We start from the raw sequence: 22892 nt of genomic DNA on the forward strand, positions 1-22892 counted from the left end.
TTCAAAACAAGGAATGCGTTTTAATGGAAAATCTCGACCACTTTCTGGAGATCGCCCACAAACTGGCCGATACCGCCCGTCCGGTCGTACACCAGTATTACCGCACCCCTGTTGCCGTGGACGTCAAGGCCGATGCAAGCCCGGTGACCATTGCCGACCGCGAAGTTGAAACCGCGATGCGGGCAATCCTGATTGCGGAACTTCCCGATCACGGAATTCTTGGCGAAGAACATGGCCACCACAATATTGATGCCGATTTTGTCTGGGTCCTTGATCCGATTGATGGCACCAAGTCATTCATCGCTGGCAAGCCAAGTTTCGCAACACTTATTGCCCTGTGCCACAAAGGTGTTCCCGTTATTGGCATTATTGATCAGGCCATCACCAATGAACGCTGGGTTGGTGTTATGGGTCGCGCCAGCACAATGAATGGTGACGAAATCAACGCCCGCGAATGCGAAACGCTTGATGCTGCCACCTTCTTTACCACCGCACCGGAGCTGTTCCGCACCGATGCCTCCGCGCGCGCCTATAAGGCAGTTTCGAACAAATGTCGGCAGCCGATGTATGGCGTTGATGCCTATGCCTATGGGTTGGTTGCCCTTGGCTTTGCCGATACCGTGGTTGAATGTGGTTTGCAGGCCTATGATTTTTGTGCCCTTGTCCCGGTCGTCGAAGGTGCCGGTGGCGTTATGACCGATTGGCAGGGCAAGCCGCTGACGATTTTCAGTGACGGTTCCGTCATCGCGAGTGGCGACGCCCGATGCCATCAGGACGTTCTTTCGACCATCCGGGCAGCAACGGTCTGATCTCTGTGCCCGCTTTCCGTTAGGCCGCATCATGTTCGAATGGGTCATCATCCTGTTTCTGGGAACCGGACTGCTTTACGGCCTGCAATCGCGCAGGCTGCAACGGCGTAACATATCCTCGCCGATGATGATGGTTATAACCGGTGCGTTGATCGCATTGCCATTGGGCATATGGCACGAAGCACCCCTTGCCCCGTTCGCTGATCGCATCCATTTCGCCACCGGGTTTTCCGAAATGACGCTGGCGATCATTCTGTTTCTTGATTCCGCTGTCCTTGACTATCGCAAGGAAAAACCTGCCATACGGCTTGCCAACCGGTTGCTCCTGATCGGGTTGCCGTTGACCATCGGTGTGACATGGGCTTTCATCATTGGCCTTCACCCTTCCATCGGGATTCTTCCGGCACTGATCCTTGCCCTGATTGCAAGCCCGACCGATGCGGCCCTTGGCCGACCGGTATTGGAAAACAAATCGGTTCCCGATCCGATCAGACAGGGGATCAATATCGAAAGCGGTCTGAATGACGGGCTGGTTTTACCAATATTCACAGCCGTTGTATTGCTCGAAGCCGACCTTGTCGGTGAAGGCAGCAACAACTGGCTGACCGAGGCGATCATCGAAATTTCCGTCGGGGCCGGGGTCGGACTTCTGGCTGGCTATGTCATCGGCCAGATCGTCAATCACGCGGTTACCACCAACACCATCCTTGACCGGTTCGAACGCTTGCTTGGCGTGCTTTCAGCACTTTTCATCTTCTTCCTGTCTGAGAAGCTCGGCGGAAACGGCTTTGTCGCGGCCTTCGCTGGTGGTCTTGCATTGAACATATTCTCCGAAAAGGTCCGCGAAACTATCGAAAGCTTTGGCGAAGCAGAATCAGAACTACTTACCATGCTGACCTTCTTCATTTTCGGTCTGGTGGTTATCCCGGCTGTGTATCAGCTTTGGACATGGGAGATGCTGATCTTCTCGATTGTCAGCCTCGCGATCCTGCGCCCGCTTTGTGTCTGGATTTGCATGATCGGCAGCCCCTATAGTCTGGCGGAAAAACTCTATGTCGGCTGGTTTGGCCCACGCGGCATCGCGTCGGTGATTTACCTGCTGATCATGATCACCATGATCGATCCGAAGGGCTATGAATCCCTTATTGCTGCCGCCGTCATGATCGTCGCCATCAGCGTAACCGCACATGGTCTGTCGGCTGCCCCGCTTTCAAATATGCTGGTGCGTCACCTTGCAAAAAAAGGCGCCCGGTCCTGAGGATATCCCAGCCGGGCGCAAGTCTTGGTTTGCAGTAAGAGAGCTCTGGATGGAGTGCAAAATCCAGAGGGCCCGGCTACCAATCCGGACCAAGGACCTTTGCGCCTGAATGCAAAAGCCCGGCATCGTCATCCTTCCCAACCGGTTGGGAACGAAGGGTGACGAATTCGATTATCAACGCTCGGTCAGCGCCAACCGGACACCCAACGCGATAAACATCCCGCCAAGAGAACGTTGCAGCCAGATACCGAGCGCCCCGTTAGCCCGAAGGCGGGTTGCGGCAAATCCGATGGCAAACACCACGACCGTCTCGACACAAAAACCGATGACATTCACCAGGGTACCAAGCACCAGAAATTGGATCGCACCATCCCCCGCCGCCGGGTTAACAAACTGGGGCAGAAACGCCATAAAGAAAATCGCGACCTTAGGATTAAGGACATCGATCATCGCGCCCTGACGCCATGCGTGAAACGCTGTCATGGTGGGTATCGGAGTCCGCTTTACCGCAGATATTTCAGATGCCGCATCATCCGGACCACGTTTGGCAAAACTGCTGCGCAAGGCACCAATCCCCAGCCACACCAGATATGCCACACCAACCCATTTCACCACCGAGAATGCCAGTGTTGATGTGGCCAGAATGGCCGAAAGCCCAAGGGCTGCGGCAACCACATGGACAAACGCACCGGAACAAACGCCAAGACTGGAAAACACCCCGATCTTGCGACCATGGATCGCGGTCTGGGCACTGATATAAGCCAGATCAGGCCCGGGCGAGATATTGAGCAACAGGGCGGCAATCAGAAACGGCGTATATTGGATCAGAAGATCGGCCATCACGCATCGACCTCCAGGCAATAGTAAACCAGATCCATCGAAAGTGACTTGGCACCGGCCTCGATCAGCATGGAATGAAGCTGCCCGCGATGATGTGTTTGGTGGTTGAACATATGCGCCAAGACAATCTCGCGCGGCAGTGTATATGCCCCGGCCAGCATCGATTGATAGGACAGATCACTTGCCAATGTGTCCGCGTCAAGTTGTTCGGTAAAGGCGATGATTTTGGCATCCTGTGCCTTACGCGCGGTTCGGAATTCTGAAAATCCGGCGTACAGCACGGCATCAAGCGCCAGACGTTCAGGCACCCCGACCAGACGCCCCAACCACAGACGATCCGCCACCAAAAGATGGTTCAGTGTCTTGATGATCGACGGGAAAAAAGCAGCCCGCGGGGCGGTAAGTTCGCCCGCTTCAAGACCCGCACATGCGTCCAGAATATGCTGGTTCGCCCACGCATTATAATTGGCCATGCGTTGAAAGTAGGCAACTCCGTTCATAATATTTCATCCATCTTGATTCCGCCTCCCCCCGTCACTTCAAAAGCTTTATCCGGCCTTTGCGTCACAGGGGCTTGTCGTCTGGTTAGCACCACCTGTCGCATCTGCTGTTGTGTTCATGGCAAGGACGGGCGGTTTGGGCATCCGTTTGGTCAGGATCACGATATTACCCAGCAAAGTCAGGCCAACGCCTAGAACGATATTGCTGTCCCAGACAAATCCTTCAAACCAGGTCGACAGTAATAGCGCTACTACCGGAAACATGACGGAACTGTATGCCGCGCGATCCGGGCCGATCTTGCCCAGAAGTGTCAGATAGGAGCCAAACGCCAGAACCGAGCCAAACAGGGAAAGGTAAATCAGCGCAGCGACAAAGGACGGACTGGTGTCAAAGGTAAACGGAATACCGGTAACAAGGATGTATCCGATCAACAGGATCGAGCCATACATCATGCCATAAGCATTCGCCTGAAGGACCGGAATGCCGCGCGCCTGATTGCGCGCCGATGCCATATTTCCAAGCGACGCGATATAGCTGCCCGCAAGCGAAACCAGCAACCCAACGCTACCACCTGCTGCCAGATCAAACGTTGCAAGATCGCGCGCAAACACCAGCGAAATCCCGCCAAGCCCGATTGCCGCCCCGATCAATGTCCGGGTTTCCGGGCGTCGCTTGAAAAAGATCGCACCATTAATCATGTTCATGATCACGATGGTCGAAAACACTACCGCCAGAAGACCCGACGTCAAATGCGCACTTGCGATGTAAATCAGTACGTAATTCAGCGAAAACAGGCATATGCCAAGGGCCGCCATAAACACATGATCACGCAGGGAATAGCGCATAGGCAAACGGCGGATAACACACCATGCCATCAAAATTACTGCCGCCAGGACAAAACGATAGGCAACAGCCAGTTCCGGCCCGACCGAAAGCTGATACTGGATTGCGATCCAGGTGCTTCCCCAGATCAGAACGACAACACTATATAATCCAAGCGGGCCCATGACGGCACTCCAACGAAATCAATCGTTGGTATTTAGGGCAGTTTTTGCCAAACAGACAAACCAGCAAAACTCATCTATCCATTAGACATACTAATGGACTTTCCGTCCCATCCCTAAGATTTATCGCTTTTTCCCGATTCTGCCCGCACCGGCCCGATATCATCATTTTCGCCATCATTGGCGGCATCGTCGACAATCGACATGTCATCTCCGGGTTCTTTGGCGTCATCGGTATCAAGAACATCATCACCACGCTTCTTGCGCATTTTTTCGCGCAGGCGACGACGCTGCCATTCCTTCCAGATTGCCAGCAATTCTGTGCGCGAATGGAACATCGGCAGATGGCGTTTGGGCTTGACCGGTTTCTGTTCGACCGCCATGCCAACTTCGACAATCTCGTGCGTATCATCGATCCGACGAACAATCAGTTCAACCATGCCATAGGCAACCCGGTCCCCAGGTTCGATATCGCCCGAAAGGTTGCGTTCAAGGATTTCGGCAACGGTCGCCTCTTCGTCCGCGTCCCCAACCACAAAGCCATACAAACGGCCAAGATCGGCAATACGGGTATCGGGTGGGAAACTGAAATCACCAAACAGGTCGACGTCATTTGCCCCCTCGGCCGGACCGGCGAACAATTGATCAAGCAGTTCGACATGGCGCGGTGGGGTAATGATATAAACCTGATCACCGCCTTCGATGCGCCCGGCACTGTGCGGGCGTAACGATTTGCCATCGCGCAAAATCAGGCTCGGCCGTGCCCAGCGCGGAATGCGTTGCCCGGTTGCCACCGCACTTTCGCTGTGAACGCGATAAACGACAATTTCCTGATTGGCGTTGCCCGGCAGTTCAAGGTCGATACGATCGACCGGCCCGTGTCGCGGCGGAATCATAATGCCCAGCCAGCGCGCCATCAGCCGGATTGTCCACCCCTGCAACAGCAGCGACGTGATCACAACAATAAAGGCCGTGTTGAAAAGAAGCTGGCCATATTCAACACCTTCCACCATCGGCACGATCGCAAGCAGGATGGAAACCGCCCCGCGCAAACCAACCCATGAAATAAAAGCGGTATCATTGCGTGAGAAGTTGAAGAACATCAGGCAAAGCCATACCGCAACCGGGCGGGCGACAAACACCAGTACAAGCGCCAGAATAACCCCGGGAATGATCACATCACCAAACTGTGACGGTGTTGCAAGCAACCCCATGGTGACAAACATCACGATCTGCGCCAGCCAGGTGGTTACGTGCTGGAACCGGCGCACCCCGACACTCATGCGCATCTGACTGTTGCCAGCATAAAGACCGGCGACATAAACTGCCAAAAAGCCGCTGCCACCAACGATACTGGTTGCGCCAAAAAGGCTAAGCGCGCAGGCAAGCGTTACAATCGGAACAAGTGCGGGTTCAAGCTTGACCCGGTTGATCATCTGGACGATGGCCATGCCACCCAGAAGACCCAAAACAGCCCCAAGTCCGATTTGCAGAACAAACCGTTCAAGCAGTTCCAGCGCCAGATTATCCCCGCCGCCCTGCATGATCAGTTCGACCAGCGAAATGGTCAGAAACACCGCCATGGGATCGTTCGAACCGGACTCGACTTCAAGTGTGCTGCGCGTACGGTCGCGCAAATTTATCCCGCCCACCCGCAAAAGGAAAAACACCGCCGCCGCATCCGTCGAACTGACAATCGCCCCGAACAACAAGGCCACCAGCCATGGCACATCAAGCACAAGCCAGGTGACCCCGCCAACGACAAACGCGGTCAACATGACCCCGACCGTCGCCAGTACGAGCGAGGGTGCGGCTGCAATCTTCAAGGTTCGAAGCTGGGTTTCAAATCCGCTATCAAACAGGATCATCGCAAGCGCAATGGACCCGATAAAATAAGCCAGCGGCGCATTATCGAAATTGATGCCGCCAATCCCGTCCTCGCCAGCACCAAGGCCGACAAACAGGAAAACAAGCAACAAGGGTGCACCAACCCGGAAACTGATCAGACTGGTAAAGACCGCAACAACGACCAGAACCGATGCAATCAGGATCACCAGATTCATCGATTCGATCATACTCGCGTCTCCATCCTGTTTGTCATTATCGTGAGACAGGTCGAAAAACCCGTCAGGTTCCTGTCAAATGTTTTCCAAGACAGGAAAGTTTGAAATGCGTTACGGCAACTCATCTTGCAATGATGTGCTTAAAGCGCGCAAAGGCGGCATTCTTGCGGCAGGATTACCCGATATTTGGTCAAATATCAGGCAAATGAAATCAATTCTCTCCACCGGTTATAATTCAGCACAGCCAATCATTTATCGCCATCAAGCATTGCCGGAACAAAGCCGGTTTCTTTGGCTGTAGACAGGGCAATTTCCGGAATAACCTCGACCACGCCGGGGACTTCCTTGATCGTATCCGTCACAAAGCTTTCAAGATGAGAAGTATCGCGCAGGCGCAATTTCAACAGAAAATCAAATCGGCCGGTCATGTGATGACATTCAAGAACCTCGTCTGCCTTGATCAGCGACTTGACCAGTTTCTTGTTTCCCTTGGCCGGGTCGGTGCGCAACCAGACCATTGCGGTAAGTGCGCGACCAATCGCATTGCCGTCAACTTCGACGCGGTAAGCCTTGATAACCCCCTGTTCGCGCAATTTGCGCACACGGTCATTCACCGCCGAAACAGAAAGGCCGACCTTCGTCCCCAGCGCCGAATAAGACAAAGACGCGTCATCCTGCAAAATGTCGATCAACTTGCGATCAATGGCATCCATAAAACATCCCCCTGAAGAATTTTTATCAATATCAGACGATCTTACACGAAAACTGTGTAGGCATGAAACTTTCGGGTCGCCATCAACAAATGGTAGGACTATTTCGCTGATCAAGACTGGATTTTTTATAAAATCAGTCTTATTCGTTGATGATCATGCATCTTTTTCGTGTTTCTCGGGATGACGATGCGCTTCGCGGCGCCCTTTTAATGACCGGTGCTGCAATCCTTTTTGCGGCGATGGCGGTGCTTATCCGCTACATCACACGCGAAGTTCATCCCTTCGAAGCAGCTTTTTTCCGTAATCTGTTCGGGTTGATCCCAATGATCCCCTGGATGCTGCGCGACCGGTTGGTTGGTCTGCGTACGCTGAAACTGAAATTGCATTTCATCAGGGCGGTCATCGGACTGGCCGGAATGCTATGCCTGTTTTCGGCACTTGCCATTGCCCCGGCGGCACAGGTGATTGCAATCAATTTCACGGTCCCGATCCTGACCACCATCCTTGCTGCCCTGATCCTTCATGAAACCGTCAGGGCGCGCCGCTGGACGGCTGTGGCACTCGGCTTTATTGGCGCAATGATCATTGTGCGTCCGATCGGACAAACGCTTGAAACCGGTGCGATCCTTGCCCTTCTGGCGACCCTGTTTACTGCCTTTGCCGTAACAACGGTCAAGATGCTCTCGCGCAGTGAAAGTGCCAACGCCATCGTGACATGGATGGGCATGATCATGACGCCCCTGTCACTGATCCCGGCCCTTTTCTTTTGGCAAAATCCGACATGGGAACAGCTTGGGGTACTTCTTGCAATCGCTGTTCTGGCGACTGCGGGACAACAGCTTTTTGTGCGCGCCAATCGCACGGCCGACCAGTCCTATGTCATGGCCTTCGATTTCCTGCGTCTGCCATTTGTCGCGGCCCTTGCCTTCATCATGTTTGGTGAAACCGTCGATTTCTGGACCTGGGCCGGGGCGTCGCTGATCATTGGCTCAACCCTTTATATCGCGCGCCGCGAAGCTGTTCTGGCCAGAAAGGAAAAGCGCCGCCGCCGTATGCCGACAACGGCAGCCGCGGATTCTCAGGCGATCCCGGTCACCAAGGCAAAAACCATCAACCCGCCCGAAGATCCGGAAAGCACCCCCGAAAGCAAAGCAGGCCGCATTGATGCGTAGGTGGTTCAACAGCCTGCCCCCCTATCTTCAGGCATCTGTTTTCGCCGTGATTGCATCGCTTATGGCCGCCCTTTTTTCGGTGATTGTCCGCATAGCAACCCGTGAAATCGATCCGCTGCAGGCTGTTTTCTTTCGCAACTTATTTGGGCTTCTTTTCATCGCTCCCATCGCGCTCCGGTCCGGTTTTGCACAGCTGAAAACACAGCGGATGCCGCTGTTTCTGTTGCGCGCCTTGCTGTCGATGGGGGCCATGAGCTTCTGGTTCTCCGCCATTGCCTATATGCCGCTGGCCGAAGCAACGACGCTGAACTTCACCGTCCCGCTGTTTGGTACCGTCCTTGCCGCGATATTTCTGGGTGAAGCGGTTCGAAAATACCGCGTAGCCGCCCTTCTGGCAGGCTTTATCGGTGTCGTCATCATTATCCGCCCCGGCAGCGAAACCATGCAACTGGCAAGCCTTCTGCCAATTGCAGCCGCCCTTTGCATGGCCAGCGCAGGGTTGACGATCAAGTCGCTGTCCAAAACTGAAAACAGTACAACCATCGTGCTTTACATGATGCTGTTGACCACGCCACTGACATTCATCCCCGCGCTCCTCGTCTGGCAGACACCAAGCCTGCAGGCGCTTGGTTTGATGGCACTGGGTGCGTTTATCGCCAACATCACCCAGATCTGTAATACCAATGCTTTTCGAATATACGATTACAGTTTCGTCGTCGGCTTCAACTATCTGCGCCTGCCCTTTGTTGTCGCCATCGCCTTGGTCATGTTCGGTGAGGTCCCTGAAATCTGGCTGTTGCCCGGTGCGGGTTTGATCATCGGGTCCGCACTGTTCATTGCACGGCGCGAAGCCAAACTCGCCAAAGAAGCAAGACGGATCAATCGCGGCCCGTCAGCCGCGGCGATTGACCTTGACCCACCCCCGTCACGCGATAATCGACAAAATATTAATGGGTCAGAGCGCAGATGAAAAACTGGTTCAAAAACCAACCCGCCACGGTACAGGCCAGTTTTTATGCCCTATCGGCAGCGATTCTTGCAGCCTGCTTCACATTGACAATTCGTTTTGCCACCGAGGAACTTCACCCCTATCAGGCTGTATTCCTGCGGTTTCTGTTCGGACTGCTGATGATCGCACCAGTAGTTATGCGCGGTGGATTCGCCCCCTTACACACCAAACGCCTGCCACTTCTTGGATTGCGCGGTATTCTGTCGGCATCGGAAATGTGTTTGTGGTTCTTGGCGGTGCTTTATCTGCCACTGGCCGAGGCCACGACACTTAACTTTACCGTCCCGTTATTTGGCACCATTCTGGCCGCGCTGATCCTTCGCGAAACCATCCGCATTCACCGTTGGCTTGCCGTTTTTGTCGGATTTATTGGTGTTGGGTTGATCATTCAGCCCGGAACGGCCGCCATGCAACCGGCAAGCCTTCTGCCAATTGCCGCAGCCATCTGCATGGCAAGTGCCGGGCTCATCACCAAGCGACTGGTTGCCACCGAAAGCACCACCGCCCTTCTGTTTTACCTGATGCTGATTACAACGCCAGTTTCCTTAATTCCGGCCCTGTTTGTCTGGCAAACGCCAAGCTGGCATGTGCTTGGCCTGATAGTGCTGGCGGCCGCGATGATGAACGTCATGCAGGTTTGCAATGTCAAAGCTCTGCAATTTGCCGATTACAGCTTCTTTGTCGGATTTTCCTATTTGCGCCTGCCGATCATCGCCATTCTGGCCCTGATCCTGTTTGGCGAAGTCCCCGACATCTGGATATTTCCCGGTGGCGCCCTGATTATCGCAGCGGCAGTCTATGTTGCCTTGCGTGAACGCAAAATTGCCTGAACAGCAAACCTGAACAGTTCGAAAACCACCCGGCCAGCCGGGACCACACCCACACCGCAACATCCAAACTCTTCCCCTTGAACTCAGACGGTCAAATGCCCTTGCCCGATAAACAAATAATTTGGTATAGAATTACCTATTATTTGTTTATCGGGATCAAAACAGGGAATTTCATGTCATGCAGGTCAAGGGATCCATTGCCATTGTCACCGGGGCCGCATCGGGCCTGGGCGCCGCCACCGCGCGCGTGCTTGCAGCCGCCGGGGCAAAGATTGCGGCCTTTGATCTGAATGAAGCAGGCGCCAAAACAACAGCAGTCGAACTTGACGGCATCGGTTACAAGGTTGATGTATCAAACGCCAAAAGCGTCGAAGACGCGATTTCCGACGTTATCAAGACCCAAGGCATTCCATCCATTTTGGTCAATTGCGCAGGCATCCTGCAAGGCGAACGCATTGTTGGTCGCGAAGGCCCGGCAGATCTTGATGCATTTGCGCGCGTGATCAATGTCAATCTGATCGGGACATTCAACATGATGCGCGTTGCCGCAACCGCCATGAGCCGCAATGAACCGACCAAAGGTGGTGAACGCGGGGTTATCGTCAATACCGCATCCATCGCCGCCTACGAAGGTCAGATCGGACAGGCCGCTTATTCGGCATCCAAGGGCGGCGTTGCCGCGATGACCTTGCCAGCAGCGCGCGAACTGGCCCGGCACGGCATCCGTGTCGTTTCGATTGCTCCGGGCATGTTTGGCACGCCCATGGTCACCGCCCTGCCCGACGACATGCAGCAGGCACTTGCGGCCAACATTCCCTTCCCCAAACGCCTTGGCGATCCGGCGGAATATGGCCGATTGGCCCTACATATATGTGAAAATGAAATGATTAATGGCGAAACGATCCGCATCGATGGCGCGGTAAGGCTGGAGCCCAAATAAGCCAGCCCCCCAAACGGGAACCGCTGCCACGAAAAACGCCCTGCCAGTCCCGCAATGGCAGGGCGTTTATTTTCCAGCTTTGATCAAGGATCAGCCCCTATCGTCCGACACGGCACCTAGTGGGCGATAACCGTTTCGGCAAAAGTCGCCAGATCGATGTCTTTTTGTGTCACGCCACCCGCGTCGTGAGTTGTCAGCGTGACCCCCACCTTGTTATAAACATTGAACCATTCCGGGTGGTGATCCATCTTTTCGGCCTGTATCGCGATGCGCGTCATGAAACCAAATGCCGAATTGAAATCACCGAACATGTAAACCTTGCCGATTGATAACCCGTCTTCTGCCAGTTTCCAGCCATCGAGTTTAACAAGCGCAGCTTCGATGGCGGTTTTGTCCAGTTTGCTCATTGTGACCTCCTGCTTTTTGCTTGATCCCATTTGACCATGACACCGGAAACTTGCCAAATATTGAACGGTGCAAAGCAGTCCCTACTTCAAAAGGCAATGCACACGTTCACGCAACACCGGTAAAAGGTCACTTTCAAACCACGGGTTCTTTTTGATCCAGCCGGTATTGCGCCAGCTTGGATGCGGCATCGGCAGTAACCCGTCTGGCAAATACTCGGCAAATAGATGTACCGTTTCGGTCATGCTTTTTGCCCGGCGCGGGCCAAGATAACGTTCCTGCGCATACTGCCCGATCAGAAGTGTTAATCCAACATCGGGCAAATGTTTTAGCAATGCATCATGCCATGTCGGTGCACATTCGGGGCGCGGTGGCAAATCACCACCACGTTCAAACCGGCCGGGATAACAAAATCCCATAGGCATGATGGCAAGCTTGCCCGGATCATAGAAATCCTCAACCGGCATTTGCAGCCAATCGCGCAACCGGTCCCCCGATGCATCATTCCACGGCAGCCCGGTTTCATGCACCTTCGTCCCCGGTGCCTGCCCGATCACAAGGATTCTGGCACCCGCCGCCATCCGCACGACAGGTCTGGGGCCCAGGGGCAATGCACTTTCGCATATCCGACAGGCCCGGACATTGACCAGAAGATCGTCAAGTGCGGGGTCACCACCCGGCGGATCGATTTCGGGAAGCCTGCCGGTTAATCCGGCCATTGCATGCTCCTGTTTTGAGGTATCGAACTATGCGTCGGGAAGTTCGCCACCGGCAACAACCCATTCCTCGGCCATGGCGTCGCGATACCATTCCACCATTTCAGGCAATCCAAGAATGGTTTCCATATAGGCATTACCGATGGGATCAAGCGACACGTCATAAGTTTTGAACCGGGTCACCACCGGCGCAAACATCGCGTCTGCAATCGAAAAATGCCCAAAAAGGAAGTCTCCCCCCTGACCAAACTGCGTGCGGCATGTTTTGAGAATCTCGCAGATGCGCGCGATTTCTTTTTCGACGATCTCGCTTCGGCCACGCCCGGGCAATGTTTTGCGTAAGTTCATCGGCATGTTGCTGCGGATCGCACCAAACCCGCCATGCATTTCAAGCGAGACAGACCGCGCAATCGCCCTCACATCAAGATCAAGCGGCCACAACATCGCATCAGGTCGACTGTCCGCAAAATATTCCAGAATACTCAACGCTTCCCAAATGGTTTTCCGGCCATCAAAAAGTGCGGGGACCTTTTTGCTCGGCGAGACGACTTCGGCCTTGGCATGCCATTCTTCGCTATAAAGCGGGATCAGCTTTTCCTCGAAATCGATCCCTGCCACACGCAGGCCCAGCCACGCGCGAAGCGACCACGAAGAATAGTTTTTATTACCGATATACAGAATGGGGCGCGTTTCCATAGGAAGGTATCCTTCATTCAAACCAAAAGGGGGCGGCCAACACACTATCGGGCTATTCAAAACCCGGTTCAAGGCCGTTCAGTCACCGGGCCGTGCTCGGTTTTGGCGATCCGGCAAATGATCATTCAAGGTCTGCCAATCAATGTCGCAGTCACCCAGCACATCCCGAATTATATTTCCGGATGCGGGGTTTTCTTTTGGGCGATTGCCGATTGACGGTGGCATCCGTAAGATCGAAGTCATATCTCGCAATAACAGGCCTAAACAGACTGCCTGCTCAAGAGCCCCACCACTCTCGCCAACACGTCACCACAAGGGAAGTATCAAATTGTTCGATCACATTATCTCGTCTGAAAAGCCCTCCAACCCGGTCCGCATCACGGCAGTTCAAGAATCCGATTTCAAAAAATGGCTCGGCAAACAGTCCGATGCTCATCAGGCATGGATTGCCTCGTCCGGCTATGACGGCAAACGCGGCACCCATCTTGCCCTTGCCGGTGACGCGGGTACCTATCAGACCATCGTGATCAGCTATGTCGACGATGCCAAAACCCAGTGGGATTTTGCTGGACTTCCGACTGCCCTGCCCGCGGGTGAATATATCCTGACAGATGATGTTACAAAAAATGATGCCATATGCGAAAAGGCCGTTCTTGGTCTTTACCTTGGCGGGTATCGTTTTGATCGCTACCGCAAATCAGAAGCCAGCACCGCGAAACGTGCGCTATTTGCCATTCCGTCAAACGATGCGACCAAACGTGCTGAAAATATCGCGCGTGGTATCGGACTTGCACGCGACCTGATCAACATTCCGGCCAATGATATGGGGCCGGAAGAACTCGAAGCCGCAGCACGTCGCCTTGGCGAAGAGTTTGGCGCAAAGGTGACGAGCATCATTGGCGAAGACCTGAACAAACGCAATTTCCCGGCGATCTACACGGTTGGCAAAGGCAGCGATCGTGCCCCCCGCCTGATTGATCTTCATTGGGGTGATGAGAACGCGCCCAAGGTCACACTGGTCGGCAAGGGTGTCTGCTTTGACACCGGCGGCTATGACCTCAAACCGTCAAGCAACATGCTTCTGATGAAAAAGGATCTGGGGGGATCGGCACAGGTTCTTGGTCTGGCCCGTATGATCATGGCATCGGGTCTTCCGGTGCGCCTGCGTGTTCTGATCCCGGCTGTTGAAAACATGGTTTCGGGCAAGGCATACAGGCCAAGCGACATCCTTCAGACCAGGAAGGGCATCACCGTCGAAGTTGGCAATACCGATGCCGAAGGTCGCCTGGTTCTCTCCGATGCCCTGACCGAAGCCGCGGCCGAGGATCCCGAAATCCTGCTTGATTTCGCAACTCTGACCGGGGCTGCACGTGTTGCACTGGGCCTTGGCCTGCCGGCACTGTTTTCCAACAATGACGACCTTGCCAATGGCCTTCTGGAAAATGGTCTGGCGCTGAATGATCCGATGTGGCGCTTGCCGTTGTGGGATGATTATCGTCCGATGCTCGATAGCAAGGCGGCCGACATGAACAACATTTCCGGTTCGCCCTATGGCGGTGCGATCATTGCGGCTCTGTTCCTTGATCGCTTCGCCGAAGGTGCAAAAGCCTGGGCCCATATCGACCTGATGGCGTGGAATCCTTCGGCACGTCCCGGACGTCCCGAAGGCGGCGAAGCCCAAGGAATCCGGGCCGCTTTCAAGCTCATTGCGGATCGTTACGGAAAGTAAACATTTCGATTTTCCCAATTAGACCTTTGACATCCGCGCAGGGGTCAGGTAGACAGATTACGTATTCGTAACAAATTAATTGTTGGGCACAGGCATGTCGATCGAGATCAAACCGTCTCAGGCGCTTGACCTTTGGCGTATCGCGATTGTTGAAAGCGTGCGTCGGGACTCTCCCGACCTATCGGCTCGCCAGATGGCCCTTATGCTGACTGTTTATCTGACCCCGGCCCCGCATACCGTTCGGGGCCTTTCCGACGCCCTGAATATCTCCAAACCAGCGATTACACGTGCGCTTGACCGCCTCAGTTCACTGGGCATGGTCAAACGCAAGGTCGACGAAGATGATCGTCGCTCCGTTCTGATTCAGCGCACTGTGAAGGGTTCTGTCTTCCTGCGCGAATTTGGCGATATTATCGTGTCCGCGGGGAAGAAAACCGAATAGATCGATCTCTTGATCCGATGACGTTCGGGTCTCGTGGCAGTAGGTCAGGCGAAATTGAATTGATATTCTGTCGCCAATAGCTGGTCTGAATACCAAAGGTCGGGAAATGGGACAGAAAATCTGTCCTAAAGCTAAAACTCTCCCTTCTCATACGTAAGAATAGGCATCAAACAGACCAGTTGGTTTGTTCGAAGCTTCTGTATTTCGTCAAACAGAATATATTTTTAGTATTTAATATCAAAACGTTACTGACAATCACCTGTATCACGAGCCCAAAACACGCAGCTTTGACGCCAAGAAATAATACCCGATCCAACTTTCGGCCTAGCGGGTCCGCGCCACGCTTTCAGGCATGTCAATCAGGGACAAAAGCAGGGCGGCAACAATCAAAACACCGCCACTGATCCGGCCAATCGTGTTTTTTCCACCACGTTTCAACAACCATGGCATCAGTCTTGCGGCACCAAACGCATACATCATTACGAATGTGTAATCAAAAATCACAAACGTGATCCCAAGGATCACCAATTGCGACCAAAGGTCCACCGAAGGATCGATGAACTGCGGGAATAATGCACCAAAAAACGCGATCGCTTTCGGGTTACCCGCTGCAACCAGAAAACCTTCGCTAAACAACCGACGTTTTCGTACCGGCTCAAACCCTGTTCTGATTTTTATTTCGGTATCGTTATCATTTCTTGATGCCTTGGGTTTTCGCAGGATTGCCGTCAGACCGATGACAATCAGGAACGCGACGCCGCACCATTTGACAACGCCAAACGCCGTCACCGATGTCGCCAGCAACGCCCCCAAGCCAACCGCGGCAATCACCATCTGGATCATGTTTGCGGTCACATCACCAAGGGCGGTAATCATGGTCGGGCGCGGTCCATAACGTAACGAATGCGACATGCCGATCAGGACACTGGGCCCGGGCGTTGCCACCATAAGCGATACAAGTGCGCAAAAGCTGAGCCATGTTTCAATCGACATTTCATTCCACGGATTACGTCAATCAAGACGGAATATCACGCCCATGTCACCATACAAGTGCACTCTGTGCACTGCTGGCATCTGCCGATCAGGCATCCTGAAAACAGGTAACCCGGCAATGGATCACACCGAACAAAAACCATTCGGGTAAGGAGAAGGAAATTGTTTTGAATTACCGATACGGTATCGGCGGGTATGCCTTTAGGCGGGCGAAATAACCTTAGCGGCCCGGCTTCTTGTCGCCGGGCCAGTTATCATAAAATTTGCGCACCTGAACCGAACGAATTGATTCTGGCGGCACGATGCCGCGTGCGGTTGCCAGAAGCCGGCTCTGAAGTGCTGCAAAATACCTATTGGTTGTTGGACGGAACGGAGAGAACGGTGGCTCGGATTTGATTTCCTCGCCCTTTTCTTTCGCCGCTTCTAAGGCTTCTTTTTCTGCTTCTAGTTCTTCTGGTGTTTTGGGCGGCGGTGGTGCAATCAGCTCCGGCCCGTTATAGACAAAACCACGTTTGCCTGCTTCAAGTTTCTCGTATCGGTTCTGGGTATCGCGATACATGATGCGTTGCAGATCTCGCAGGAACGCATTCAATAATTTTGGCTCTGCCTGCTCGATGACCGCACGATCAGCAACACTTGATGCTTCAAGCCAGACATAGAACACCATTTGCCGGATCGCGCCGCTCTTGGGCAAAACAACGGTAAGCGCAATTGAATCCGGTTCGATCACCGTTTCCGGAATTTGCGGTTCTTTTGGCTCGGCACTTTCAGACGGCTTTGCGTCCTCTTGCCCACCGCCCGATGCCTGTGCATCCGGACCAAACAGCGCAATCCCGATCATCATCGCCAAAAGCGATTTGAAAAGGCAGTTCCTGAACGCTTTCGGTTTTCTTGCCGGTTCGGTCATGAACAGTTTGCTTTCAGCCCGTTATTAATTTTACGCAATACCCAACGAACGCCAATTGTCCCGTCAAGTTCCGATTTGGGGTCAGCTCTGCACAAGCTCCAGCCCCGCAGCACGCAAATCAAGCGCTGCTGCCAACAAAGCCTTTGTATAGGATTCTTTCGGATTTTCAAAGACTTCGTCGGCATTTCCGCTTTCGACAAGCCGCCCGCCCTGCATCACCATCACCCGATGCGAAAGCGCACGCACAACCCGAAGGTCATGGCTGATAAACAGATAGGCCATCTTGTGTCGCGCCTGAAGATCGCGCAAAAGATCAACAATCTGCGCCTGTACAGACATATCAAGTGCCGAGGTCGGTTCATCAAGCACCATAAAACGCGGCTTTAAAACAAGTGCACGCGCAATCGAAATACGCTGGCGCTGTCCGCCGGAAAATTCATGTGGATACCGGTCCATCGCATTTACCGGCAAATCAACTTCGCGCAGGGCTTCGGCAATGCGTTCGGTACGCTCCTGCCGCGACATTTCCGGATGATGGATTTCAAGCCCTTCGCCCACGATCTGGCTGATTGACATCCTCGGGCTCAGGGATCCGAAAGGGTCCTGAAACACCACCTGCATGTCGCGGCGCAGGGCCCGCAAATCCGCCCCGGAAAACTGCCGCACATCTTTACCGTCAAACCAGATATCACCGGTGGACGACAAAAGCCGCAAGATCGCCATCGCCAGTGTCGTTTTGCCCGATCCGCTTTCGCCGACAATACCCAGCGTCTCGCCCTGCCTCAGGGTAAGCGATATATGGTCTACAGCATCAAGGTAATATTCCGGACGCCCCAAAATCCCCTTCTTACCAATCGGGAACCGCACCAGAATCTCATTGGTTCGGATCAGTTCCTTTGCATTTTCGGGCAATGGCGGGGCATTACCACTTGGCACTGCCGCCAGAAGCTTTTGGGTATAAGGATGCTGCGGATTGTCAAAAAGCCCCCGGCCTGTGCCGCGCTCAACCACCTCGCCATCCTTCATGACGCAGACATTATCGGCCATCTTCTGCACGATCTGAAGATCATGGGTAATCAGCAACAAACCCATGCCAAGCTTGGCCTGCAAATCCTTCAATAATTCAAGTATCTGCGCCTGAATGGTTACATCAAGGGCCGTGGTTGGCTCGTCGGCAATCAGCAATTCCGGTTCATTTGCCAATGCCATGGCAATCATCACGCGCTGGCGCTGTCCACCCGATAATTCATGCGGCAATGCTTTAAGACGCGAGGCCGGATCGGGAATACCCACCAGATCAAGCAGCTCAAGAATACGCGCCCGTGCTTTGGCACCGCGCAATCCCTTATGAAGCAGCAACACCTCGCCGATCTGCTTTTCGATATTGTGCAGCGGGTTTAACGATGTCATCGGTTCCTGGAAAATCATTGCAATCCGGTTGCCCCGAATTTGTCGCAGAATTTTCGCATCCGTTCCGACCATTTCCTGCCCGTCAAACAGGATAGAACCACCCGGGTGGCTGGCCCGCGGATAGGGCAGCAATTGCAGGATGGAAAGTGCGGTCACCGATTTACCCGATCCGCTTTCCCCCACAAGCGCCATGGTCTCACCACGCTTCATGGTGAACGAAACGCCTTTGACCGCAGGAACACCGGCAAAACTTGCCGAAAGATCCCTTACTTCCAGAAGCGGCTGTGTCGATTGATTGGTCGTCATAACCGTTCCCCTAGAAGGTTTTTCGTGGATCAAAGGCATCGCGCACCGCCTCGCCGATAAAGATCAGCAAACTCAGCATAATCGCGATTGCAAAGAACGCCGTCATGCCAAGCCACGGTGCCTGAAGGTTGTTTTTACCCTGTGCAAGCAACTCGCCAAGCGACGGCGATCCGGGCGGCATGCCCAGCCCCAGAAAATCAAGCGATGTAAGGGCCACGATCGAACCGTTCAACACAAACGGCAGGAACGTAATCGTTGCCACCATCGCGTTCGGCAGAACATGACGATACATGATGCGATAATCGGTCATGCCCAATGCGCGTGCAGCCCGAACATATTCGAAATTGCGCGCCCGCAGGAATTCCGCACGCACAAGCCCCGTCAAACTCATCCAGCTAAACAGCACAAGAATGAACAAAAGCGTCCAGAAACCCGGCGCAAACAGGCTGGCCAGAATGATCAGGATGAACAACTGCGGCAATCCGGACCAGATTTCGATCACACGCTGGAAACCAAGGTCAATCCAGCCACCGAAATAGCCCTGTACCGCACCAGCCGCGATCCCGATCACCGAACTGATCGCCGTTAAGGCAAGGCCAAACAGGATCGAAATCCGGAATCCGTAAATCAGGCGCGCCAGAACATCGCGCCCAAGATCATCTGTTCCCAGCCAATGCCGGAACGATGGCGGGGCGGGCTGTGCCTCGCGCATTTCAAAATCGATGGTATTGTAAGAAAACGGTATCGGCGGCCAGATGGCAAAACCGTGTTCCTCGATCTTGCCAAGGATATAGGGATCATAGAAATCGGTTTCGACGTCAAAATCGCCGCCATAAACGGTTTCAGGGTGGTCTGACAGGATCGGGATATACCAGTTATCGTCATATTTGACGAAGATCGGCTTGTCATTGGCCACCAGCTCAGCGACCAGACAGATGACGAACAGGATCGTGAAAATCACAAGCGACCAGTATCCGCGCTTGTTGGAACGGAAATTTGCGATCCGGCGTTTGTTCAACGGCGAAAGAATGATGTTGTTCATGATCAATTCTCCCGCGCTTCAAAGTCGATCCGCGGATCAATCAGGTGATAGCTGAGGTCACTGATCAGGTTCAGAACAAGACCAAACAACGTAAACAGATAAAGTGTCGCAAACATCACCGGATAATCACGCTTCATCACGGCTTCAAAACCCAGCAATCCAAGTCCGTCGAGTGAGAAAATCACTTCAATCAGGACCGAACCGGTAAACAGCAACCCGATCAGTGCACTGGGAAAACCGGCAATCACCAACAACATCGCATTGCGGAAGACATGTCCGTACAGAACCCGCTTTTCCGTCAGTCCCTTGGCCCGCGCGGTCACCACATATTGTTTGTTGATTTCATCCAGAAACGAGTTCTTGGTCAGCATCGTAAGCGTGGTGAATCCGCCAATGGTCAATGCCGTAATCGGCAATGCCAGATGCCAGAAATAGTCCGCAACCTTGCCCAAAAGCGACAATTCATCAAAATTCGATGATGTCAGCCCCCTTAACGGGAACAGATCGAAATAGGTTCCACCGGCAAACACCACGATCAGCATCACGGCAAAAAGGAAACCCGGAATGGCATAACCGACAATGATCGCCGCCGATGACCAGACATCAAAATTCGATCCGTCCCGCACGGCCTTGGCAACGCCAAGCGGCACGGAAATGATATAGATGATCAATGTCGACCAAAGGCCAAGTGATATCGAAACCGGCATCTTATCAATCACGATATCGACCACATCGCGATCCTGAAAATAGCTTTGGCCGAAATCGAACGTCAGATAATTTTTCATCATCATCCAGAAACGTTCGTAAGCCGGTTTATCGAACCCGAACTGCTTTTCAAGCTGGGTGATGATTTCGGGGTCAAGTCCCTGAGCCCCACGGTAGTTCGAGGTCGAGGAAAAATTGTTTCCCCCGCTGGCACCACCGCCGCCCCCACTATCAGCCCCCTGATTGCTGATGCGCGCGGTTGCGGAAACATCCGTGCCCTGTAACTGGGCAATCATCTGTTCGACCGGGCCGCCCGGCGCGAATTGCACGATTGCAAAGTTCAGAACCATAATCCCGAACAGCGTCACCGGGATCAGCAAAAGACGACGCAGGATGTAATTCAGCATGGCCTAGTACCCTCCCTTCTTAAGCTGCCGCGACTTTTCGGGATCAATCCACCATGTCATGACCGATGTTCCCTTAAGCGGCACCTCGTCAGGTCGCCCGAACACATCCCAATAGGCCATCCGATCCCCGCCAAGATAATATTGCGGGATCACGTAAAATCCCCACTGCAACACGCGATCAAGCGCGCGTACCCGCTGCACAAGACTTTCCCGGCTGTCGGCATCCACAACCAGATCGGTCAGTTCATCAATGACCGGACTTCTGATACCCGCAAAATTGCGACTGCCGGGTTGGTCGGCGGCGGCGGATGACCAAAAAATCCGCTGCTCGTTCCCCGGTGAAAGACTTTGCGTCCACCAGAAAGTCGTCATATCGAAATCATAGGCCTGAATACGATTAACCCACTGCCCGGTATCAATCATGCGAATATCCATGGTCACGCCAAGCTGGCGCAGACGGGCTTTAAGAACCAACGCGATTTTCTCAAGCCCTGGCTGGCGGATAATCAGTTCGAACCGGAACGGCTCGCCGGTCTTTCTGTTGACCAGTTGCATGTTGCGCAACTGCCAACCCGCCTCCTGCAAAAGCTTCATCGAATGACGCAATGCTTCGCGTCGACCATTGGGCGCATCAAAGTTCGGCAATTGCGGCGGCTGGGTGAACAGTTCGGGCGGCAGCTGGCTTCTGAATCCTTTCAGAATATCAAGCTCCTCGCCTTCCGGCACGCCGGTTGCCGCAAGTTCCGAATTGGCGAAATAGCTGACATTGCGCTTATACGCGCCATAGAACATCGCCCGGTTCAGCCATTCGAAATCAAACGCATATTGCAGCGCCTCCCGAACACGGATGTCAGAAAACAGGGGCTTGCGTGTGTTAAACACATAGGCCTGCATACCGTTTGGCAGATTGTCAGGCAGGAATTCCTTCCTGATCTGGCCGTTCTGGATTGCCGGGGTGTTGTATGCCGTGCTCCATTCGCGCGATGAATGTTCGCTTCTGATCATGTATTCACCGGCAAAGAACGCCTGACGTGATACATCGGGATCAAGATAGGTATCAAACCGCAGCGTATCGTAATTATTGCTGCCGCGATTGACCGGCAAATCCGCCGCCCAGTAATCCTTGACCCGTTCATAGGTGATCTGGCGACCGGCCTCGAAAGACTTGATTTTATAGGCCCCACTGCCGACAGGAGGATCAAAGGTCGTCTTGGAAAAATCCCGCCCTTCCCAGTAATGCTTTGGCATGATGGAAAGTTCGGCAACAATCATCGGCAATTCGCGATTATTGCCCGGCTTGAAATCAAAACGCACCGTCAGATCGTCAAGCGCTTCGACTTTATCGACCTGCGCGTAGTACTGCCGGTAAACAGGGCTGCCTTTTTCAATCAGGATATTGAATGAAAACACCACATCTTCGGCGGTGATATCAGTGCCATCCTGAAAGCGCGCCCGAGGATCAAGATGGAAAATCACAAAGGATCGATCGACCGGATATTCAACGCTACGCGCAATCAAACCATAAAGTGACGAAGGCTCATCCGCACTCGACACCATCAGACTGTCATACATAAGCCCAAGGCCGCTTGCTGCCGTCCCCTTCAGCGTGAAGGGGTTTAATGTATCAAACGAGACGATGGAACTTTGCACCAGCGTCCCGCCCTTGGGCGCATCCGGATTGACGTAATCGAAATGCCGAAAATCAGGACCGTATTTCAGATCACCATAAAGCGATATGCCATGTGACACAGTGGTTAGCGGACTGAGCTGTTCCTCTGCTACCGGAACTGTCGGGGCCGGTGTAATGTCGGGCTTGTCGCCTGTCTGTGCCGCTGCCGGACCGGCCATTGCGATTGGTAACCCGATCACAACCGCCAGAAGCATACCCCCGACACAACGGGAAAACGTTCCCCGGCTCCCGTTTTTCCGTGCTATGCACGTCTCGCCTTCTTGCCGCGTCATATTTATTCCTGAAATGTGCCCGGCTCGAAGCCC

Annotated in this window: 22 protein-coding genes; 8 read left to right on the forward strand and 14 right to left on the reverse strand. The window is 53.6% G+C overall.

The annotated features are described in order from the left end of the window. Positions 1–23 precede the first annotated feature (23 nt). Both hisN and IT971_RS19790 read left to right on the forward strand, forming a co-directional pair. Positions 24–809 carry a histidinol-phosphatase gene (gene hisN / locus IT971_RS19785; protein WP_063092521.1) on the forward strand — a complete coding sequence of 262 codons (786 nt, stop codon included), beginning with the start codon at positions 24–26 and terminating at the stop codon, positions 807–809. 31 nt (positions 810–840) lie between these two features. After that, the gene (locus tag IT971_RS19790) at positions 841–2067 is read left to right on the forward strand and encodes a sodium:proton antiporter (protein WP_063092520.1); all 1227 of its coding nucleotides are present in this window, start codon (positions 841–843) and stop codon (positions 2065–2067) included. Between the two features lie 174 nt (positions 2068–2241). Here IT971_RS19790 and IT971_RS19795 read toward each other — a convergent pair whose 3' ends face one another. The 5 genes from IT971_RS19795 to IT971_RS19815 all read right to left on the reverse strand — a co-directional run bounded on the left by IT971_RS19795 (position 2242) and on the right by IT971_RS19815 (position 7188). Further along, on the reverse strand, positions 2242–2907 hold the full coding sequence (locus IT971_RS19795) for a LysE family translocator (RefSeq protein ID WP_063092519.1): 666 nt from the start codon (positions 2905–2907) through the stop codon (positions 2242–2244). Beyond that, positions 2907–3407 carry a DinB family protein gene (locus IT971_RS19800; RefSeq protein WP_063092518.1) on the reverse strand — a complete coding sequence of 167 codons (501 nt, stop codon included), beginning with the start codon at positions 3405–3407 and terminating at the stop codon, positions 2907–2909. The genes IT971_RS19795 and IT971_RS19800 overlap by 1 nt, the downstream gene beginning before the upstream one ends. A gap of 48 nt (positions 3408–3455) precedes the next feature. After that, entirely contained in the window at positions 3456–4415 is a 960-nt protein-coding gene (locus tag IT971_RS19805; RefSeq protein WP_063092517.1) for a DMT family transporter, read from the reverse strand. 113 nt (positions 4416–4528) lie between these two features. Next, positions 4529–6487 carry a potassium/proton antiporter gene (locus IT971_RS19810; protein ID WP_063092516.1) on the reverse strand — a complete coding sequence of 653 codons (1959 nt, stop codon included), beginning with the start codon at positions 6485–6487 and terminating at the stop codon, positions 4529–4531. A gap of 236 nt (positions 6488–6723) precedes the next feature. Next, positions 6724–7188 carry an Lrp/AsnC family transcriptional regulator gene (locus IT971_RS19815; RefSeq protein ID WP_007088794.1) on the reverse strand — a complete coding sequence of 155 codons (465 nt, stop codon included), beginning with the start codon at positions 7186–7188 and terminating at the stop codon, positions 6724–6726. A gap of 155 nt (positions 7189–7343) precedes the next feature. On the opposite strand from IT971_RS19815, the gene IT971_RS19820 reads away from it, so the two are divergent. From IT971_RS19820 to IT971_RS19835, 4 genes are all read left to right on the forward strand, one after another. Beyond that, on the forward strand, positions 7344–8360 hold the full coding sequence (locus IT971_RS19820) for a DMT family transporter (RefSeq protein WP_255356823.1): 1017 nt from the start codon (positions 7344–7346) through the stop codon (positions 8358–8360). Next, positions 8353–9330 carry a DMT family transporter gene (locus IT971_RS19825; protein ID WP_063092514.1) on the forward strand — a complete coding sequence of 326 codons (978 nt, stop codon included), beginning with the start codon at positions 8353–8355 and terminating at the stop codon, positions 9328–9330. The genes IT971_RS19820 and IT971_RS19825 overlap by 8 nt, the downstream gene beginning before the upstream one ends. After that, positions 9327–10199 (forward strand): DMT family transporter, encoded by an 873-nt coding sequence (locus tag IT971_RS19830; protein WP_063092513.1) that lies wholly within the window; start codon positions 9327–9329, stop codon positions 10197–10199. The genes IT971_RS19825 and IT971_RS19830 overlap by 4 nt, the downstream gene beginning before the upstream one ends. A gap of 178 nt (positions 10200–10377) precedes the next feature. Continuing rightward, positions 10378–11139, forward strand: a complete 762-nt coding sequence (locus IT971_RS19835; RefSeq protein ID WP_063092512.1) for an SDR family NAD(P)-dependent oxidoreductase — start codon at positions 10378–10380, stop codon at positions 11137–11139. A 116-nt stretch (positions 11140–11255) separates the two neighbouring features. Here IT971_RS19835 and IT971_RS19840 read toward each other — a convergent pair whose 3' ends face one another. From IT971_RS19840 to IT971_RS19850, 3 genes are all read right to left on the reverse strand, one after another. Continuing rightward, positions 11256–11546, reverse strand: a complete 291-nt coding sequence (locus tag IT971_RS19840; RefSeq protein ID WP_007088789.1) for a 4a-hydroxytetrahydrobiopterin dehydratase — start codon at positions 11544–11546, stop codon at positions 11256–11258. A gap of 81 nt (positions 11547–11627) precedes the next feature. After that, positions 11628–12263 (reverse strand): uracil-DNA glycosylase family protein, encoded by a 636-nt coding sequence (locus tag IT971_RS19845; RefSeq protein WP_007088788.1) that lies wholly within the window; start codon positions 12261–12263, stop codon positions 11628–11630. 27 nt (positions 12264–12290) lie between these two features. After that, complete coding sequence (locus IT971_RS19850) at positions 12291–12956, reverse strand: glutathione S-transferase family protein (RefSeq protein ID WP_063092511.1); 666 nt, start codon at positions 12954–12956, stop codon at positions 12291–12293. Positions 12957–13284: 328 nt separating this feature from the next. Here IT971_RS19850 and IT971_RS19855 point away from each other — a divergent pair, with 328 nt between their 5' ends. Beyond that, complete coding sequence (locus IT971_RS19855) at positions 13285–14685, forward strand: M17 family metallopeptidase (RefSeq protein WP_063092510.1); 1401 nt, start codon at positions 13285–13287, stop codon at positions 14683–14685. A gap of 94 nt (positions 14686–14779) precedes the next feature. Then, positions 14780–15127, forward strand: coding sequence for a MarR family winged helix-turn-helix transcriptional regulator (locus IT971_RS19860; protein WP_007088785.1), 348 nt, complete (start codon positions 14780–14782; stop codon positions 15125–15127). A 324-nt stretch (positions 15128–15451) separates the two neighbouring features. On the opposite strand, the gene IT971_RS19865 is transcribed toward IT971_RS19860, so the two are convergent. The 6 genes from IT971_RS19865 to IT971_RS19890 all read right to left on the reverse strand — a co-directional run bounded on the left by IT971_RS19865 (position 15452) and on the right by IT971_RS19890 (position 22781). After that, the gene (locus tag IT971_RS19865; RefSeq protein ID WP_063092509.1) at positions 15452–16120 is read right to left on the reverse strand and encodes a LysE family translocator; all 669 of its coding nucleotides are present in this window, start codon (positions 16118–16120) and stop codon (positions 15452–15454) included. Between the two features lie 220 nt (positions 16121–16340). Further along, on the reverse strand, positions 16341–17027 hold the full coding sequence (locus IT971_RS19870; RefSeq protein ID WP_063092508.1) for a hypothetical protein: 687 nt from the start codon (positions 17025–17027) through the stop codon (positions 16341–16343). Positions 17028–17108: 81 nt separating this feature from the next. Further along, entirely contained in the window at positions 17109–18743 is a 1635-nt protein-coding gene (locus IT971_RS19875) for an ABC transporter ATP-binding protein (RefSeq protein ID WP_063092507.1), read from the reverse strand. 10 nt (positions 18744–18753) lie between these two features. Beyond that, positions 18754–19785, reverse strand: coding sequence for an ABC transporter permease (locus tag IT971_RS19880; RefSeq protein WP_063092506.1), 1032 nt, complete (start codon positions 19783–19785; stop codon positions 18754–18756). A 2-nt stretch (positions 19786–19787) separates the two neighbouring features. Beyond that, the gene (locus tag IT971_RS19885) at positions 19788–20897 is read right to left on the reverse strand and encodes a microcin C ABC transporter permease YejB (RefSeq protein ID WP_063092505.1); all 1110 of its coding nucleotides are present in this window, start codon (positions 20895–20897) and stop codon (positions 19788–19790) included. 3 nt (positions 20898–20900) lie between these two features. Then, positions 20901–22781 (reverse strand): extracellular solute-binding protein, encoded by a 1881-nt coding sequence (locus IT971_RS19890; protein ID WP_065701861.1) that lies wholly within the window; start codon positions 22779–22781, stop codon positions 20901–20903. Between the last annotated feature and the right edge of the window lie 111 nt (positions 22782–22892).

This window comes from Thalassospira sp. B30-1 (assembly GCF_015767575.1).
GTDB lineage: Bacteria > Pseudomonadota > Alphaproteobacteria > Rhodospirillales > Thalassospiraceae > Thalassospira > Thalassospira xiamenensis.